Origin of the sequence: Leptothrix discophora (genome assembly GCF_030705305.1) — a bacterium.
Taxonomy (GTDB): Bacteria; Pseudomonadota; Gammaproteobacteria; order Burkholderiales; family Burkholderiaceae_C; genus Sphaerotilus; species Sphaerotilus discophorus.
In genome coordinates, this window is sequence record NZ_JAUZEE010000003.1 from 509,994 (window position 1) to 526,389 (window position 16,396).

Consider the following 16,396-nt stretch of genomic DNA (forward strand, 5'->3'; position numbering starts at 1 on the left):
TCAGGCCTCGCGCATCAGGTGCTTGCCGATGATGAGCTGCTGGATCTGCGTCGTGCCCTCGTAGAGCCGCAGCAGGCGCACATCGCGGTAGAAGCGTTCCACCGGGTAGTCGTTGATGTAGCCCGCGCCACCGTGGATCTGCACGCCGCGATCGGCGACGCGGCCGACCATCTCGGTGCAGAACAGCTTGCAGCAGGACGCCTGCATGGCGACGTCCGGATCGGCCCGTCCTGCCGCGCGCTCGTCGTAGCGCTGGGCCGTCTCGCGCACCATCGCCCAGCCGGCCAGCAGCTCGGCCTGGCTGTCGGCCAGCATGGCCTGGATGAGCTGGAAATCGCCGATGCGCTGGCCGAACTGGCGCCGGTCGCGGGCATAGGCCACGCTCTCCTGCAGGATGCGCTGCGCCATGCCGCAGGCCAGCGCCGACACATGCAGGCGGCCGCGGTCGAGCACCTTCATCGCCGTCTTGAAGCCCCGGCCCGGCACGCCGCCGATGATGTTCGCGGCCGGCACGCGCACGCCGTCGAGGTGGACGTCGCAGGTCTTGGTGCCACGCTGGCCCATCTTCCGGTCGGGTGGGCCCAGGCTCAGGCCGGGGCTGTCGGCGCTCGCGATGAAGGCGGTGATGCCCCCGGCACCCGGGCCGTCGGTGCGGGCCATCAGCGTGAAGGCGCCGGCCCGCGGCGCGTTGGTGATGTAGCGCTTGCTGCCGTGCAGGACGTAGTGGTCGCCGTCGCGTTCGGCGCGGGTCTTCAGCGAGGCCGCGTCCGAACCCGCATCCGGCTCGGTCAGCGCGAAGGACACGATCAGCTCGCCGCTGGCGATGCGCGGCAGCCACTGGGCCTTCTGCTCGGGCGTGCCGTCCATCAGGATGCCCTGCGAGCCGATGCCGATGTTGGTGCCGAAGACCGAACGGAAGGCCAGCGCGGTCTGGCCCAGCTCGTGAGCCACCTCGCATTCCTGCGCCATCGACAGGCCGATGCCGCCGTAGGCCTCGGGGATGGAGATGCCGAACAGGCCCAGCGCCTTCATGTCGGCCACGATGTCGGCGGGCACCTCGTCGTGTTCCTCGACGTGGTCTTCGGCCGGGACCAGACGTTCGCGCACGAAGCGCCGGACGGCGTCCTTGAGCAGCAGGAAGGTTTCCGGATCGAGGGACATGCGGGACTCCACGTGACAGGGCAGATTGTTGAATCCGCAGTGCGGTTTGACAATCACAAAGCCAGTGAACACACTGTCAAGGAATTTCGACGAATCGAGCCGACATGGACCTCAACGCGCTGGTGCTCTTCGTGGACATCGTGGACGCGGGCAACCTCAGCCTGGCCGCCCGCAACCTCAAGATGAGCCGGGCCAACGTCAGCTACCACCTGACCCAGCTGGAGAAGTCGGTCGGCCAGCAGCTGATGCGGCGCACCACCCGGCGGGTCGAGCCGACCGAGGTCGGCCAGCGGCTCTACGAGCACGGCCGCGTCATCCGCAACGAATGGCAGGCCGCGCGCGAGACGGTGGCGATGTTCGGCAAGGCCCTGCACGGCTCGGTACGCCTGAGCGTGCCGACCGGCTTCGGCCACCTGGTGATGTCGCCCTGGCTGATCGACTTCAAGCGCCGCTACCCGGACATCGCGCTGGAGCTGCTGTTCGACAACCAGGTCGACGACCTGCTGCGCGACGAGGTCGACCTGGCGGTGCGCGTGATGTCCGAGCCGCCGCAGAACCTGATCGCGATCGAGCTGGGCCGGGTCCGCTACGTGCTCTGCGCCTCGCTGGCCCATCTGGCCGCCCAGGCCCTGCCCGCATCGCCGGCCGACCTGGCGCGCGTGCCGCTGATCACCTCGGCGGTGTCCGGACGCGACCTGAAGGTGACGGCCTACCGCGTCAGCGCGGAAGACCCGAGCCTCCCGGCCGAGCCGCCGCTGGAGATCAAGCCGCATCCGACGCTGGCGTCCGAGAATTTCCAGTTCCTGCGCGAGGCCATCCTGGCCGGCCTGGGCGTGGGCCTGGTGCCGGACTACGTGGTGGCGCAGGACGTGTCCGAAGGCCGGCTCGTGACCGCCCTGGACGATTGGCGGCTGAGCGTGTTCGGCTCGCGCCTGCACCTGCTGCGCATGCCCGGCCGCTACCAGACGCTGGCCACGCGCACCTTGATCGACTTCATCGTCGACCGGGCCCACCGCTGGGCTGGCCGGTCCAGCGACTGAACCGGTTCGCACGTCGAGCCATGGCGAGCGCGCCCCCTTAAACTGGACCATCACTGTTGTTGCGAGACATGCCGTCTACCTCCGACCCCGCAGAGCAGCGCCGCCTGGCGCAGTTGCAGGCCCTGAAGGTCCTGGACAGCGAACCCGAACCCCTGTTCGACACCCTCGCCCAGCTGGCCTCCGAGGTCTGCGGCACACCGATCGCCCTGGTCAGCCTGATCGACACCGACCGCCAGTGGTTCAAGGCCAACGTCGGCCTGCCCGGCGTCGGCCAGACCCCGCGCGACGTCGCCTTCTGCGACCACGCGATCCGTCAGGACGGGCTGTTCGAGGTCGGCGACGCGACGCGTGACCGGCGCTTCGAGGCCAACCCGCTGGTCACCGGGCAGCCCGGCGTCCGCTTCTATGCCGGCGCACCGCTGGTGCTGCCCTCGGGCGACCGCATCGGCACGCTCTGCGTGATCGACCGGCAGCCGCGCCAGCTCGCACCGCAACAGGCCGCCATGCTCACCCAGCTGGCGCAGGCCGTGGTCCAGGCCCTGGAGTTGCGGCAAAGCCTGGTGTTGCGCACCCTGGCCGTGCGGCATGCGGACGATCTGGCCGTGGCGGAGAGCGAGGCTCGCCTGCGCGCCATCCTGGACACGCAGAGCGAACTGGTCTCGCAGGCCACGCCGGACGGCAGGCTGCTGTACGTCAACCCGGCCTACGCGGCGTACTTCAGCCGCTCGGTCGAGGAGATCACCGGCACCAACCTGTACGAGCACGTCGATCCCGCCGTGCGCGGCCTGGTGCGCGAGCGCATCGCGCAGGTGCTGAGCCAGGGCAAGCCGGTGACCAGCGAGAACCGCATGTCGCTGCCCGATGGCTCCGAATGCTGGATCGCCTGGACCAACACCCGGCAGTTCGACCTGGAAGGACGGCCCCTGCTGCATTCGACCGGTCGCGACGTCACCGCCCGCGTGCTGGCCGAGCGCAAGCTGAGGACCAGCCAGGCCTTCCTGGCGCGCACCGGCGAGGTCGCCGGCGTCGGCGGCTGGGCGCTGGATCTGCGCACCAGCGAGATCACCTGGTCGGACGAGACCTACCGGATCCACGAACTGTCGCCCGGCTTCAAGCCGACGCTGGAGGCCGCGATCAGCTTCTACACGCCCGCCTCGCGCGTGCGGATCGAGCAGGCGGTCGCCGAGGGCATGGCCCATGGCACGCCCTGGGACCTCGAACTGCAGGTGGTCACGGCCAAGGGCCGCACGATCTGGGCCCGCGCAGTCGGCGCGGTCGAGTTCGAGGACGGCCAGGCGGTGCGGCTGATCGGGGCCTTCCAGGACATCACCGAGCAACGTCGCCTGCGCGAGCAGCTCGCCACCAGCGAACAGTTCCTGCGCCAGCTCACCGACGGCGTGCCGGTGCGGCTGGCCTATCTGGACCGCGAGCGGCGCTACCGCTTCGTCAACGAGGCCTGGTGCCAGGGCACTGGTCTGTCCCGCGAGGAGGTCATCGGCAAGACCCGCGCCCGCGTCCTGCCGGGGCAGGACCGCGAGGAACTGCGCCACCACGCCGCGCTGGCACTGTCCGGGCAATCGGTGCAGTTCGAGACCGACGACACCGTGGCCGGCCAGGTCCGCCGCTTCGAGCACCGGCTGAAGCCGGACGTCGATGAACACGGGCAGGTGCGCGGCTTCTTCGTCTCGGCCACCGACATCACCGAGCGCAGCGCGGCCGAGAAGGCCCACCGCGAGATCGCGGCGATCTTCGAGCACACCACCGACTACGTCGTGCAGTTCGACCTGGCCGGCCAGATCCTCTACCTCAACCCGGCCATGCGCGAGGTTGGCGGATGGTCCGCCGATGCGGCCTCAGGCAGCCAGACCTTCGAGCAGTTGCTGAGTGACGAGGCCCGCGACCTTTTCCGATCGACCATCCTGCCGGCGCTACTGCAGGACGATGTCTGGCTGGGCTCGACCACGATCCGGCTGGACGGTCGGCGCGAGTTGCCGGTCAGCCTCATGGTGATCGCGCACCGCAGCGTCGACACGCGCCACGGCCGGTCGGTCGAGCGGTATTCGGCGCTTATGCGCGACGAGACGGCGTCGATGGCGGCGCAGGCCGAGATCCGCCGCCAGAGCGCGATCCTGAAGTCGGTCGCGGATGCGATCCCCTCGACCGTGGCGGTGATGGGCCAGGACGGCCAGTACCGTTTCGTCAACCGCGCCTTCGAGCGCGCCGTCGGGCGCGACACGGCGGGCATCCTCGGCCACGGCGCGCGGGAGATCCTCGGCGAAGAGGAGTTCGAGCGCCGCCGGCCCTGGATCGAGATGGCGCTGCAGGGCGTGCCCGTCACCTTCGAGCTGGAACAGGTCGGCGAGCACGGCAAGACCTACACCCAGGTCGAATACCTGCCACTGCTGCGGCCATCCGGCGAGGTCGACAGCTTCGTCGTCGTGACCCAGGACATCACCCAGCGCAAGCGCGAGGAACTGCGCCTGCTGACGCTCACGCAGACCGATGCGCTGACCGGCCTGCTCAACCGCACCGGCTTCCGGATGCGGCTGGAGAACATGCTCGACGAGCATGTCGGTGAATCGATCGGTCTGCTCTACGTGGACCTCGACCGCTTCAAGCCGGTCAACGACACCCACGGCCATGCCGCCGGCGATGCGGTGCTCAAGGACGTGGCCCGTCGCCTGACGCGCCTGATGCGCCCCACCGACGCGGTCGCCCGGCTCGGCGGTGACGAGTTCGCGGTGCTGCTGCATGGCGTCACGCAGGTGGCGCAGGCCGAGCGCGTGGCCGCCAAGATCGTCGAGGCGCTGAAGGAGCCGTTCGACCTCGGCCCCGATCGCATCGCCCACATCGGTGCCAGCGTCGGCGGCGCCTTCGGCCACGCCGTCATCGGCGACTGGCCGGCCCTGCTGGAGAAGGCCGACCAGATGCTCTACCAGGCCAAGGCCGAAGGGCGGGGAAGATACCTGGTGGCGGTCTTGGCGGGCCCAGGCGCCTGAGCGCCTGCACGGACCGGTCGGGTTCAGCCGCGCGGCGCGGCCTCGAGTGCCCGGATGTGTATCCGCCGTTCCACCAGACAAGAACCGGACAAGAGAGACGCACACGCACACGACTACGCAGAAGCCAGTAAGCAAGCAGGAAAAAGCAAAAAGCCCGGTGTCTTGTGGACACCGGGCTCGTGCTTTCTTTGGTCGGGGTGGCGGGATTCGAACTCGCGACCCCTTGCACCCCATGCAAGTGCGCTACCAGGCTGCGCTACACCCCGACTGAGCCAAAAAGTATATGCCAGGAGAAATCAGTCTGTCCAGACATTTGAGAGAGATTCAGCCCACCAGCCCGCCAACCCGACCTCAGTCGTCGAGGTCCAGCAGGCTGCGGATCGACAGCAGCTCGTCTCGCAGCGACAGGCGCGGTGCGTCGGGCAGGACGACCGTCGTGGCCGCTTCGGCCGGCGGCATCGCCAGGGCGGCGCTGGCGTACTGCGGGGCGCGCGGCAAGGTCGACAACGGGATCGGCATGCCGCTGACCGACGCGTGAAGGTCGAGGTCGTCGTGGGAAGGATCGTCGGCCGGGCCGGAAGCGCCCATCGGCAGCGACGCGCCGGGCGCGGCCACGGCGCCGAGTTCGATCAGGCGGTTGCGGGCGCCGCTGATGGTGAAGCCCTGCTCGTAGAGCAGGTCGCGGATCCGGCGGATCAGCAGCACCTCGTGGTGCTGGTAGTAGCGCCGGTTGCCGCGTCGCTTCATCGGACGCAACTGGGTGAACTCCTGTTCCCAGTAGCGCAGCACATAAGGCTTGACGCCGCAAAGCTCGCTCACTTCACCGATGGTGAAGTAGCGTTTGGGCGGGATGTCCGGGAGCGAATTTTCCATTGAAATCAATGGGATTCAGGAGTCTCGCAACACTTTACTCGAACTCTCCGGGCGGCGGTGCCTCGCCTTGCACGATGGCCTTGAGTTTGTGGCTGGCGTGAAACGTGACGACCTTGCGGGCGCGGATCGGGATGGCCTCGCCGGTGCGCGGGTTGCGACCCGGCCGCGGCGCCTTGCGGCGGACCTGGAAGTTCCCGAAGCCCGAGAGCTTCACGTCCTCGCCGCTGACCAGCGCGTCGTGGATGAACTTGAAGTAGGCCTCGACCATGTCCTTGGACTCGCGCTTGTTCAGGCCCAGGCGCTCGAACAGCAGGTCAGCCAGTTCGGCCTTGGTCAGCGTCGGCGTCTCGAGCGAGATCACGCGGTCCATCGGCAGCGCCTGTTCTGGGGTGTCGGCCATCTTGGTGTGCGTTCTTGGGGGTCGAAGGAACCGGCTCAGGCGCCGCGCAGTCGCGCGCCGAGACGCTGGCCGACCGCCTCGACGACGGCCTGGATGGCCGCGTCGCTGCGGGCGTCGGTCAGCGGCGCGGCATCGTCCAGCAGCTCGATGCGCACCGCCAGGCTGCGCTCGCCGGCCGCGAAACCGGCCACGCCGGCGGCCGGGCGGTAGACGTCGAACAGCTGCGCACCACGCACCAGGCCGTCGGTCGGAGCCGCCAGGATGGTGTCGACCAGCGCATCGTGGCCGACGCTCTCGCCAACGATCAAGGCCAGGTCGCGCGTCACGGCCTGTTGCCGGGCGACCGGCTGGTAAGCCGGCACGGGACGGCGCAGCAGCGCCGCCGCGTCCAGCTCGAACAGCACCGGCGCGCTGGGCAGTTCATAGGCCTGGCGCCAGCGCGGGTGCAGCTCGCCGACATGGCCGATCTCCGCGCCGTCGAGCACCACGCGGGCGCAGCGGCCCGGGTGCATCGCCGGATGTTCGGCCGCCTCGAATCGCGGCTGCAGCGGCGCAAGCAGCGCCTCGACATCGCCCTTGACGTCGTAGAAGTCGACCGCACGCTCCTTGGCGCCCCATTGCAGCGCGTCGACCGGACCCCAGGCGAGGCCGGCCACGCGCAGCGGCTGGTCGACGCCGGCGACGTCCTGCTCGCTGCCCTGCACCGACGCATCACGGCGGAAGACGCGGCCGAACTCGAACACGCGCACCCGCGAAGCGCGCCGCGACAGGTTGTGGCGCAGCACCTGCACCAGGCTGCCGAGCAGGCTGGAGCGCATCACCGACAGCGGCGCGGCGATCGGGTTGAGCAGGCGGATCGGGTCGGCGTTGCCCGCCAGCTCGTGTTCCCAGCGGGCTTCCACGAAGCTGAAGTTGATCGTCTCCTGGTAGCCCTGCGCCGCCACGGCACGGCGCACCGCGTGCGGGCTGCGGCGGTCCTCGGTGCGCACGCGGGCGGTCACCGGCGCGTTCGGCGGCGTCAGCGGAAGCTGGTCGAAGCCGATCACGCGGATGACCTCCTCGATCAGGTCTTCCTCGATCTGCAGGTCAAAGCGCCAGCTCGGCGGCGTCACGGTCAGCACGCCGGGCGAGGACTCGGTGCAGCCCAGGCCGAGCCGCTCGAACACCTGCACGCACTGCGCCTGGCTGACCGGCATGCCGATGACCTTGGCGGCACGGTCCACGCGCAGCGCCACCGGGCGACGCTCGGGCAGGCGGGTGATCTGGTCGTCGATCGGGCCGATGCGGGTGTCGGCCGTGCCGCAGATCTGCACGATCAGCGCGGTGATGCGCTCGATGTGCTCGACCGTCAGCGCCGGGTCCACGCCCCGCTCGAAGCGGTGGCCGGCATCGGTCGAGAAGTTGTAGCGGCGCGAGCGGCCGGCGACCGCCTCGGGCCACCAGAAGGCGGCCTCGACGTAGACGTTGCGGGTCGCGTCGCCAACGGCGGTGGCGTCGCCACCCATGATGCCGGCCAGCGACTCGACGGTCTGCGCACCGCCGTGGTCATCGGCGATGACGCCGACCTGCCCGTCGAGCTCGACGGTGTTGCCGTTGAGCAGCTTGAGCGTCTCGCCCGCGCGGCCCCAGCGCACCACCAGGCCGCCCTGGATCTTGTCGCGGTCGAAGATGTGGCTGGGCCGGCCGAACTCGAACATGACGTAGTTCGAGATGTCGACCAGCGCGCTGACCGAGCGCTGGCCGCAGCGCGCGAGTCGTTCGACCATCCAGGCCGGCGTCTTCGCCTGCGGATCGATGCCGCGGATCACCCGGCCGGAGAAGCGGCCGCACAGGTCGTCGGCCTCGATGCGCACCGGCAGGCGGTCATCGGCCGTGACCGGCACCGGCGCGAACGCCGGTTGGGCCAGCGCAGTGCCGGTCAGGGCGGCGACCTCGCGGGCGACGCCGTAGACGCTCAGGCCGTGGCCGAGGTTGGGCGTGAGCTTGAGCGTGAACAGCGTGTCGTCGAGGTTCAGGACCTGGCGGATGTCCGCGCCGACCGGCGTGTCGGCCGGCAGTTCGAGCAGGCCGCCGTGGTCGTCGGACAGCTTGAGTTCGCGGGCCGAGCACAGCATGCCCTGGCTCTCGACGCCGCGCAGCTTGCCGAGCTTGATCACGAAGGGCTTGCCGTCCTCTCCGGGCGGCAGTTCGGCACCGACCAGCGCCAGCGGGACGCGGATGCCGACGCGTGCATTGGGCGCGCCGCAGACGATCTGCAGCGGGCCGTCCTTGCTGTGCGGGCCCGCGTCGACGGTGCACACGCGCAGCCGGTCGGCGTTGGGATGCTGCTCGGCGGTCACGATCTCGGCCACGACGATGCGGCTGAACGGCGGGGCGGCGCGCTGCTGCTCCTCGACCTCCATGCCGGACATGGTCAGCAGGCGGGCCAGGCCGTCGCTGTCGAGGGCGGGGTTGCAGAACTCGCGCAACCAGGATTCTGGGAATTGCATGGCTTCAGGAGGCGTCGGTGATCGGGTCGGCGGGCGTGCGGGGGCTCACGGGCATCACTGGAACTGGGCCAGGAAGCGCATGTCGCCTTCGAAGAACAGGCGCAGGTCGTTGACGCCGTAGCGCAGCATGGTCAGGCGGTCCGGGCCCATGCCAAAGGCGAAGCCGATGTAGCGCTCCGGGTCGAGGCCGAAGTTGCGCACCACGTTCGGATGGACCTGGCCGGAACCGGCGACCTCGAGCCAGCGGCCCTTGAGCGGACCGCTCGAGAAGGCGATGTCGACCTCGGCGGACGGCTCGGTGAAGGGGAAGAAGGACGGCCGGAAGCGCAGTTCGAGGTCGTCGGTCTCGAAGAAGGTGCGGAAGAAGTCGGTGAAGACCGACTTGAGGTCCTTGAACGAGACGTTCTCGCCGATCCACAGGCCTTCGCACTGGTGGAACATGGGCGAGTGGGTCGCGTCGCTGTCGACCCGGTAGGTACGGCCCGGCGCGATCACGCGGATCTCGGGCATCGGGTCGGCACCGGCGTGGCGGGCGGCATGCTGGCGCGAGTAGCGCACCTGCATCGGCGAGGTGTGCGGGCGCAGGCACAGGGGGCGGCCGGCCTCGTCGTTCATGTCGACGTAGAAGGTGTCCTGCATCGAACGGGCCGGATGGTTCTCCGGGTTGTTCAGCGCGGTGAAGCTGTGCCAGTCGGTCTCGATCTCCGGACCGTCGGCGACGTCGAAACCCATCGACGCGAAGATCTGCTCGATGCGCTCCATCGTGCGCGAGACCGGGTGCAGGCCGCCACTGCCGCGCTGGCGGCCGGGCAGGCTGACGTCGAGCGACTCGGCCTTGAGCTGGGCCTGCATCTCGGCCTCGGCGAGCGCCTGGCGGCGCGCGGTCAGCGCGGCCTCGATGCGCTGCTTGGTCTCGTTGATGGCGGCGCCGCGGGTCTTCTTCTCGTCGGGCGACAGCGCGGCCATGCCCTTGAGCAGTTCGGTCACGCGACCGGTCTTGCCGAGGAAGCGCGCCTTGGCGTCCTCGAGTTGGGCCGGCGTGCCGGCAGCGGCGAAATCCGCCTCGGCGGCCTGGACCAGGGTATCGAGATCGTTCATCACGGACAGGTCAGCTGGATGGGTCCGCCACCGGTCGGCGACGGACACAAAAAAGGCCGAACACGGGGTCGGCCTTGGGGTGCGAGGCGCATGGCACCGGCCGGGGCCGGCACCACGCTGTCGGGCTCAGGCGAGCTGGGCCTTCACCTTGTCGACGATGCTGCCGAAGGCGGCCGGATCGTTGATCGCCATGTCCGACAGGACCTTGCGGTCGATCGCGATCTGCGCCTTCTTCAGACCGGCCATGAAACGGCTGTAGGTCAGGCCGAGCGAACGGCTGGCGGCGTTGATGCGGGCGATCCAGAGGCGGCGGAACTCGCGCTTCTTGGCGCGGCGGTCACGGTAGGCGTACTGGCCCGCCTTCATCACCGCCTGCTTGGCGATGCGATAGACGTTCTTGCGACGACCGCGATAGCCCTTGGCCAGGGCGAGGACTTTCTTGTGACGAGCGCGGGCGGTAACACCACGTTTGACGCGAGGCATGTGTTGACTCCTTCAGTGCGTGGTGGATTACAGACCGGCGAACGGCAGCATCTGCGCGATGTGACCCATGTTGGTCTCATGCACGTTGACGGCTCCGCGCAGGTGGCGCTTGTTCTTGGTGGTCTTCTTGGTCAGGATGTGGCGCTTGAACGCCTGACCGCGCTTGACGGTGCCACCCGGACGAACGCGAAAACGCTTCTTCGCGCTGCTCTTGGTCTTCATCTTGGGCATGACTGCTCCTTCTGAGTTGTTCCCGTGAGGCGCCGCGAAAGAGCTTCGCGGTCTTGGTGGCCTACGGGCACCGGGACGCTGCAGCGACCAAACCGCAGCGACCTCATCCTTCAATCGTTCACTTCTTCTTCTTGGGCGCCAGGACCATGATCATCTGGCGGCCTTCGAGCTTGGGCATGTTCTCGACCAGGCTCACATCGGTCAGCTCGTCGCGGATCCGCTCGAGCAGGCGCATGCCGATGTCCTGGTGCGTGATTTCCCGACCGCGGAAGCGCAGGGTGACCTTGCCCTTGTCGCCTTCTTCGAGGAAGCGGCGCAGGTTGCGCATCTTGATCTGGTAGTCGCCTTCGTCCGTGCCCGGACGGAACTTGACTTCCTTGATGTCGATGACGTGCTGCTTGGCCTTGGCCTCGGCCGCCTTCTTCTGCTCCTGGTACTTGAACTTGCCGTAGTCCATCAGACGACAGACCGGCGGGTTCGCCGTGGCAGCAATCTCGACCAGATCAACATCGGCCTCAGCCGACAGTCGCAAGGCTTCCTGGATGCTGACGATGCCCAGGGGCTCGTTCTCGGGTCCGTTCAGACGGACCTCCAGGGCAGTGATCTCGCGGTTCAGCCGATGCTTGCGCTCGACGTTGGGCATCCGGCGGTCAAGAAAAGTAGCGATGGTTCGTTTCCTTCGGGGCTTGCGCCCAAATTGATGAATGCGCCGTCAACCAAGCCGATGGCCCGACCCGGTTGTCACTGCTCCGGGTTGAGTTCGGCCGAGATCTTCTGGGAGAAGGCCGCCAGGGCCATCACACCGAGGTCCTGGTTGCCTCTGGCGCGCACTGCAACGGTGCCTGCGTCCCGCTCCTTGTCTCCGACAACGATCAGGTACGGCACCTTTTGCAAGGAATGCTCGCGGATTTTATACGTGATCTTTTCGTTGCGCAGGTCCAACGTGACCCTAAGCCCTTGTTTCTGCAGCGTTTGGGCCACTTCCCGTGCGTAGTCGGCCTGTCCGTCGGTGATGTTCATGACGCTGACCTGAACCGGCGACAGCCACGTCGGCAGCGCGCCGGCGTGTTGCTCGATCAGGATGCCGATGAAGCGCTCGAGGCTGCCGACGATCGCGCGGTGCAGGACGATCGGCCGATGGCGGGCGCCGTCCTCGCCGACGTACTCGGCGTCGAGGCGCTCCGGCAGGTTCGGATCGACCTGGATGGTGCCGCACTGCCAGGGCCGGCCCAGCGCGTCCTTGAGCGTGTACTCGATCTTCGGACCGTAGAAGGCGCCCTCGCCCGGCAGGTATTCGAAGTCGCAGCCGGACGCCTTCAGGCCCGCGGCCAGCGCGTTCTCGGCGCGGTCCCAGCTCTCCTCCGTGCCGATGCGCTTCTCGGGCCGGGTCGACAGCTTGTAGATGATGTCGTTGAAGCCGAAGTGGCGGTAGACCTTCTGCAGCAGCGTCGTGAAGGCGATCACCTCGGCCTGGATCTGGTCCTCGGTGCAGAAGATGTGGCCGTCGTCCTGCGTGAAGGCGCGCACCCGCATGATGCCGTGCAGGCCGCCGGTCGGCTCGTTGCGGTGGCACTGGCCGAACTCGCCGAAGCGCAGCGGCAGGTCGCGGTAGCTCTTGATGCCCTGCTTGAAGATCAGGATATGGCCGGGGCAGTTCATCGGCTTGAGCGCGTAGTCGCGCTTCTCCGACTCGGTCACGAACATGTTCTCGCGGTACTTGTCCCAGTGGCCGGTCTTCTCCCACAGGCCCTGGTCAAGGATCTGCGGGCCCTTGACTTCCTGGTAGCCGTTGTCGCGGTAGACCCGGCGCATGTACTGCTCGACCTCCTGCCACAGCGTCCAGCCCTTGGGGTGCCAGAACACGGTGCCGGGCGAGTGCTCGTCGATGTGGAACAGGTCGAGCTCGCGGCCGAGCTTGCGGTGGTCGCGCTTCTCGGCCTCCTCCAGCATCGTCAGGTACTTCTGCAGGTCGTCCTTGCTCGCCCAGGCGGTGCCGTAGACGCGCTGCAGCATCTCGTTGCGATGGTCGCCGCGCCAGTAGGCGCCAGCCACCTTCATCAGCTTGAAGAACTTCAGCTTGCCGGTGCTGGGCACGTGCGGGCCGCGGCACAGGTCGGTGAAGGCGCCCTCGCTGTACAGGGACACGTCCTCGCCGGCCGGGATGCTGGCGATGATCTCGGCCTTGTAGGCCTCGCCGATGGACTTGAAGTAGGCGACCGCCTCGTCGCGCGGCAGCACGCGGCGCGTGACCGGCTCGTCCTTGTTGGCCAGCTCGGTCATCTTCTTCTCGATGACGGCCAGGTCCTCGGTCGTGAAGGGACGCTTGTACGAGAAGTCGTAATAGAAGCCGTGCTCGATGGTCGGGCCGATCGTGATCTGGGCGTCCGGGAACAGCTCCTTGACGGCATAGGCCAGCAGGTGGGCGGTCGAGTGGCGGATCATGTCCAGGCCGTCGGCATCCTTGGGCGTGACGATCGCCAGTGCCGTGTCGGACTCGATGCGGTGGCTCAGGTCGACCAGCCGGGCGGACTCGCCGCTGCCGACGCGGCCGCCGAGCGCGGCCTTGGCCAGGCCGGCGCCGATCGAGGCAGCCACCTCGGCCACCGTCACCGGGGCGTCGAATTCGCGGCGCGAGCCGTCGGGCAATTGAATCGAGACCATCTGCGGAACTCCGTGGAAGACATGAAAAAAGCGCGGGGTCGCCGCGCTTTCTCGAGGGGGAGAGGGGATATGCGGACGACCGGCGATCAGGCCCGGCTGGGGGCGGCGTTCGACGTTCGCGGTGTCATAACCATGGTGCCTTTCCCCGTTCCTTGTCGTGTCCGAAAAGTTGAGATTCTAAGCAGAAAGCCCAGGGGTTCACCCTGGGCCTGCGGCGACCGGCCGCCCGCGAGGGCGGCCTTCGGTCACGCGATCAGTGGAACTGCTCTTCCTCGGTCGAGCCGGTCAGCGCCTTGACGCTGGACGAGCCGCCCTGGATCACCGTGGTGACGTCGTCGAAATAGCCCGCGCCGACTTCCTGCTGGTGCGACACGAAGGTGTAGCCCTTCTCGCGGGCGGCGAATTCCTGTTCCTGGACCTGCTCGACGTAGTGCTTCATGCCTTCGCCGCGGGCATAGGCGTGGGCGAACTGGAAGGTGTTGTACCAGTTGATGTGGATGCCCGCGAGGGTGATGAACTGGTACTTGTAGCCCAGCGCCGAGAGGTCTTCCTGGAAGGCGGCGATCTGCTTGTCGTCCAGGTTCTTCTTCCAGTTGAAGGACGGCGAGCAGTTGTAGCTCAGCAGCTTGCCCGGGCAGGCGGCATGCACGGCCTGCGCGAACTCGCGGGCGAAGCCGATGTCGGGCACGCCGGTCTCGCACCAGACCAGGTCGGCGTAGGGCGCGTAGGCGACGCCGCGGCTGATGGCCTGCTCCAGGCCGTTCTTGACGCGGTAGAAGCCTTCCTGGGTGCGCTCACCGGTCAGGAAGGGCTGGTCGTTGGCGTCGTGGTTGCTGGTGATCAGGTTGGCGGCTTCCGCGTCGGTGCGGGCCAGCACGATGGTGGGCACGCCCATGACGTCGGCGGCAAAGCGCGCGGCGATCAGCTTCTCGACCGCTTCCTGCGTCGGCACGAGCACCTTGCCACCCATGTGACCGCACTTCTTGACCGCGGCGAGCTGGTCCTCGAAGTGCACGCCGGCGGCGCCGGAGGCAATCATGTTCTTCATCAGCTCGAAGGCGTTGAGCACGCCGCCGAAGCCGGCTTCCGCGTCCGCCACGATCGGCAGGAAGTAGTCGATGAACGCCTCGCTGCCCGGCTCGATGCCACGCGACCACTGGATCTCGTCGGCACGCTTGAAGGTGTTGTTGATGCGGCGGACCATCGTCGGCACCGAGTCGTACGCGTACAGCGACTGATCGGGGTACATGGTCTCGGAGGTGTTGCCGTCGGCGGCGACCTGCCAGCCCGACAGGTAGACCGCTTCCAGGCCGGCCTTGGCCTGCTGCATCGCCTGGCCAGCGGTGATCGCGCCGAAGGCATTCACGTAGCCCTTCTTGGCGCCACCGTTGACGAGGTCCCACAGCTTCTCGGCGCCACGCTTGGCCAGCGTGTACTCGGGCTGGAGGCTGCCACGCAGGCGCACCACGTCGGCGGCGCTGTAGCCGCGCTTGACGGTCTTCCAACGGGGGTTCTGCTCCCAGTCGGTGATCAGCGCGTCAATCTGTTGCTGGCGGGTCGGTTGGCTCATCGGATGCTCCGGTTCAGGTGACAGGAAAAGGGGTGACTCGATGGCTCTCAGCTTAGCGACGTCGTCCCCGATCCGGCAACACTTATGTCTTATATAAGATATAAAACGCAATTCAATGAAATCAACAGCTTAGCAAAGATTTTTTATGATGCGGAACGGGTTTTCTCAGAGCGGAAGATTTTGCGGCGGCGCAGCATGGCCGTTTTTCACGATGCGGAACAGCAATTCATCACGGTGAAATCCGGCCCCAGGACGCCGGCCCGAGCGCTGTGCGATCCTGCCGCCGCCTCGTTCCGGCCCGCCGCCGTCCCCGCCTTCTGACCTTGCCCGTCCGCCATGACCGCCTTCGCCTACCTCAGCAACGACACCTTCCTGAAGGCGCCCGGCGCCGCTCCTGCCGGGGCGGCCGACAGCGCCCCCGGGTCGCCCTACGGCGTCGCCGGCATCACCTGGGACGGCGCGGTCACGAACCGCCCCGGCGCGCGCTTCGGGCCGCGCGCGATCCGGCAGGCCAGCCACATGCTGTGCGACGGCATCCATCCGCTGTTCGACAACAGCCCGCTGGGCGAGCCGGGCCGCAGCCGGCCGGCCCTCGTCGACCACGGCGACCTGGCGCTGCCCAACACCTCGCTGCAGGCCATGCGCGACGCGCTGGAGCTGCAGGCCGCGCTGCTGATCCGCCAGCGCCACATGGCCTGGCTGGGCGGCGACCACTCGGTCACGCTGTCGCTGCTGCGGGCCTACCGGGCCTGGCTGGGCCGCCCGCTCGGCCTGCTGCATTTCGACGCCCACTGCGACACCTGGACCGACCACTTCGGCGAGCCCAGCGGCCACGGCACCTGGGTCTACGAGGCGATCCGCGAGGGCCTGGTCGACCCGGCCGCGACGGTGCAGGTCGGCATCCGCTCGGCGGGCTCGCGCGAGGCCCGCGACTACGTGCGCAGCTGCGGTGGCGAGATCTTCACCGCCCGCGAGCTGCGCGGCCTGGACGGCGCCGGCCTGTCGCCGGTGCTGGCCGCCATCCGCCAGCGCTGGCATGAGCGCGGCCTGCCGCCGCTCTACCTGAGCCTGGACATCGACTGCCTGGACCCCGCCTTCGCGCCCGGCACCGGCACGCCCGAGCCCGGCGGCCTGACCAGCAACCAGGTGCTGACGCTGCTGGAGGCCCTGGCCGACCAGAACTGGGTCGGCATGGACTGCGTCGAGGTCGCCCCTGCCTACGACCATGCCGAGCTGACCAGCCTGGCCGCCGCGACCTTCGTCTGGACCTACCTGTGCGGGCGCATGCACCACGACACGGTGGTGCCGGGCGCTGCGGGATCCACGCCGGGTTGATGCGGCGCAAGCCGGCCCGCGGCCGGGCCCGAACAATGGCTGCATCAACGCACCGA

13 protein-coding genes and 1 tRNA gene are annotated in these 16,396 nt (G+C 68.3%); 3 read left to right on the forward strand and 11 right to left on the reverse strand.

Features of this window, described 5'->3' with window-relative positions; genetic code table 11:
- Positions 1–1,161 carry an acyl-CoA dehydrogenase family protein gene (locus Q8X39_RS08555; RefSeq protein ID WP_305749222.1) on the reverse strand — a complete coding sequence of 387 codons (1,161 nt, stop codon included), beginning with the start codon at positions 1,159–1,161 and terminating at the stop codon, positions 1–3.
- 104 nt (positions 1,162–1,265) lie between these two features.
- Between Q8X39_RS08555 and Q8X39_RS08560 the strand changes: the two genes are divergently transcribed.
- The gene (locus tag Q8X39_RS08560) at positions 1,266–2,201 is read left to right on the forward strand and encodes a LysR family transcriptional regulator (RefSeq protein ID WP_305749223.1); all 936 of its coding nucleotides are present in this window, start codon (positions 1,266–1,268) and stop codon (positions 2,199–2,201) included.
- Positions 2,202–2,269: 68 nt separating this feature from the next.
- Positions 2,270–5,200, forward strand: coding sequence for a PAS domain S-box protein (locus Q8X39_RS08565; RefSeq protein ID WP_305749224.1), 2,931 nt, complete (start codon positions 2,270–2,272; stop codon positions 5,198–5,200).
- Between the two features lie 189 nt (positions 5,201–5,389).
- Here Q8X39_RS08565 and Q8X39_RS08570 read toward each other — a convergent pair.
- The 10 genes from Q8X39_RS08570 to aceA all read right to left on the reverse strand — a co-directional run bounded on the left by Q8X39_RS08570 (position 5,390) and on the right by aceA (position 15,005).
- Positions 5,390–5,466: transfer RNA gene (locus Q8X39_RS08570), tRNA-Pro, on the reverse strand.
- An 85-nt stretch (positions 5,467–5,551) separates the two neighbouring features.
- Entirely contained in the window at positions 5,552–6,073 is a 522-nt protein-coding gene (locus tag Q8X39_RS08575) for a MerR family transcriptional regulator (RefSeq protein ID WP_305749225.1), read from the reverse strand.
- Between the two features lie 34 nt (positions 6,074–6,107).
- Positions 6,108–6,443, reverse strand: coding sequence for an integration host factor subunit alpha (locus Q8X39_RS08580; RefSeq protein WP_305749306.1), 336 nt, complete (start codon positions 6,441–6,443; stop codon positions 6,108–6,110).
- 65 nt (positions 6,444–6,508) lie between these two features.
- Complete coding sequence (gene pheT, locus Q8X39_RS08585) at positions 6,509–8,962, reverse strand: phenylalanine--tRNA ligase subunit beta (RefSeq protein WP_305749226.1); 2,454 nt, start codon at positions 8,960–8,962, stop codon at positions 6,509–6,511.
- A 54-nt stretch (positions 8,963–9,016) separates the two neighbouring features.
- Complete coding sequence (gene pheS / locus Q8X39_RS08590) at positions 9,017–10,060, reverse strand: phenylalanine--tRNA ligase subunit alpha (RefSeq protein WP_305749227.1); 1,044 nt, start codon at positions 10,058–10,060, stop codon at positions 9,017–9,019.
- A gap of 126 nt (positions 10,061–10,186) precedes the next feature.
- On the reverse strand, positions 10,187–10,543 hold the full coding sequence (rplT, locus tag Q8X39_RS08595) for a 50S ribosomal protein L20 (protein ID WP_305749228.1): 357 nt from the start codon (positions 10,541–10,543) through the stop codon (positions 10,187–10,189).
- 27 nt (positions 10,544–10,570) lie between these two features.
- Entirely contained in the window at positions 10,571–10,774 is a 204-nt protein-coding gene (gene rpmI / locus Q8X39_RS08600) for a 50S ribosomal protein L35 (RefSeq protein WP_025564002.1), read from the reverse strand.
- Between the two features lie 118 nt (positions 10,775–10,892).
- Positions 10,893–11,417 carry a translation initiation factor IF-3 gene (infC, locus tag Q8X39_RS08605; protein ID WP_305749229.1) on the reverse strand — a complete coding sequence of 175 codons (525 nt, stop codon included), beginning with the start codon at positions 11,415–11,417 and terminating at the stop codon, positions 10,893–10,895.
- A 98-nt stretch (positions 11,418–11,515) separates the two neighbouring features.
- A complete protein-coding gene (gene thrS, locus Q8X39_RS08610; protein WP_305749230.1) occupies positions 11,516–13,435 on the reverse strand; it encodes a threonine--tRNA ligase in 1,920 nt (639 codons plus the stop codon).
- Between the two features lie 253 nt (positions 13,436–13,688).
- Positions 13,689–15,005 carry an isocitrate lyase gene (gene aceA, locus Q8X39_RS08615; protein WP_305749231.1) on the reverse strand — a complete coding sequence of 439 codons (1,317 nt, stop codon included), beginning with the start codon at positions 15,003–15,005 and terminating at the stop codon, positions 13,689–13,691.
- Between the two features lie 336 nt (positions 15,006–15,341).
- On the opposite strand from aceA, the gene speB reads away from it, so the two are divergent.
- Positions 15,342–16,340: an agmatinase gene (gene speB / locus Q8X39_RS08620; protein WP_305749232.1), complete on the forward strand. Its 999-nt coding sequence runs from the start codon at positions 15,342–15,344 to the stop codon at positions 16,338–16,340.
- Positions 16,341–16,396 lie beyond the last annotated feature (56 nt).

What these genes read in the sequence shown, in the direction of transcription:
- speB (WP_305749232.1), top strand. Translation starts at nt 15,342, where the DNA reads ATGACCGCCTTCGCCTACCTCAGCAACGACACCTTCCTGAAGGCGCCC.
- Q8X39_RS08555 (WP_305749222.1), bottom strand. Translation starts at nt 1,161, where the DNA reads ATGTCCCTCGATCCGGAAACCTTCCTGCTGCTCAAGGACGCCGTCCGG.
- rpmI (WP_025564002.1), bottom strand. Translation starts at nt 10,774, where the DNA reads ATGCCCAAGATGAAGACCAAGAGCAGCGCGAAGAAGCGTTTTCGCGTT.
- Q8X39_RS08580 (WP_305749306.1), bottom strand. Translation starts at nt 6,443, where the DNA reads ATGGACCGCGTGATCTCGCTCGAGACGCCGACGCTGACCAAGGCCGAA.
- aceA (WP_305749231.1), bottom strand. Translation starts at nt 15,005, where the DNA reads ATGAGCCAACCGACCCGCCAGCAACAGATTGACGCGCTGATCACCGAC.
- pheS (WP_305749227.1), bottom strand. Translation starts at nt 10,060, where the DNA reads ATGAACGATCTCGATACCCTGGTCCAGGCCGCCGAGGCGGATTTCGCC.
- pheT (WP_305749226.1), bottom strand. Translation starts at nt 8,962, where the DNA reads ATGCAATTCCCAGAATCCTGGTTGCGCGAGTTCTGCAACCCCGCCCTC.
- rplT (WP_305749228.1), bottom strand. Translation starts at nt 10,543, where the DNA reads ATGCCTCGCGTCAAACGTGGTGTTACCGCCCGCGCTCGTCACAAGAAA.
- infC (WP_305749229.1), bottom strand. Translation starts at nt 11,417, where the DNA reads ATGCCCAACGTCGAGCGCAAGCATCGGCTGAACCGCGAGATCACTGCC.
- Q8X39_RS08575 (WP_305749225.1), bottom strand. Translation starts at nt 6,073, where the DNA reads ATGGAAAATTCGCTCCCGGACATCCCGCCCAAACGCTACTTCACCATC.
- Q8X39_RS08565 (WP_305749224.1), top strand. Translation starts at nt 2,270, where the DNA reads ATGCCGTCTACCTCCGACCCCGCAGAGCAGCGCCGCCTGGCGCAGTTG.
- thrS (WP_305749230.1), bottom strand. Translation starts at nt 13,435, where the DNA reads ATGGTCTCGATTCAATTGCCCGACGGCTCGCGCCGCGAATTCGACGCC.
- Q8X39_RS08560 (WP_305749223.1), top strand. Translation starts at nt 1,266, where the DNA reads ATGGACCTCAACGCGCTGGTGCTCTTCGTGGACATCGTGGACGCGGGC.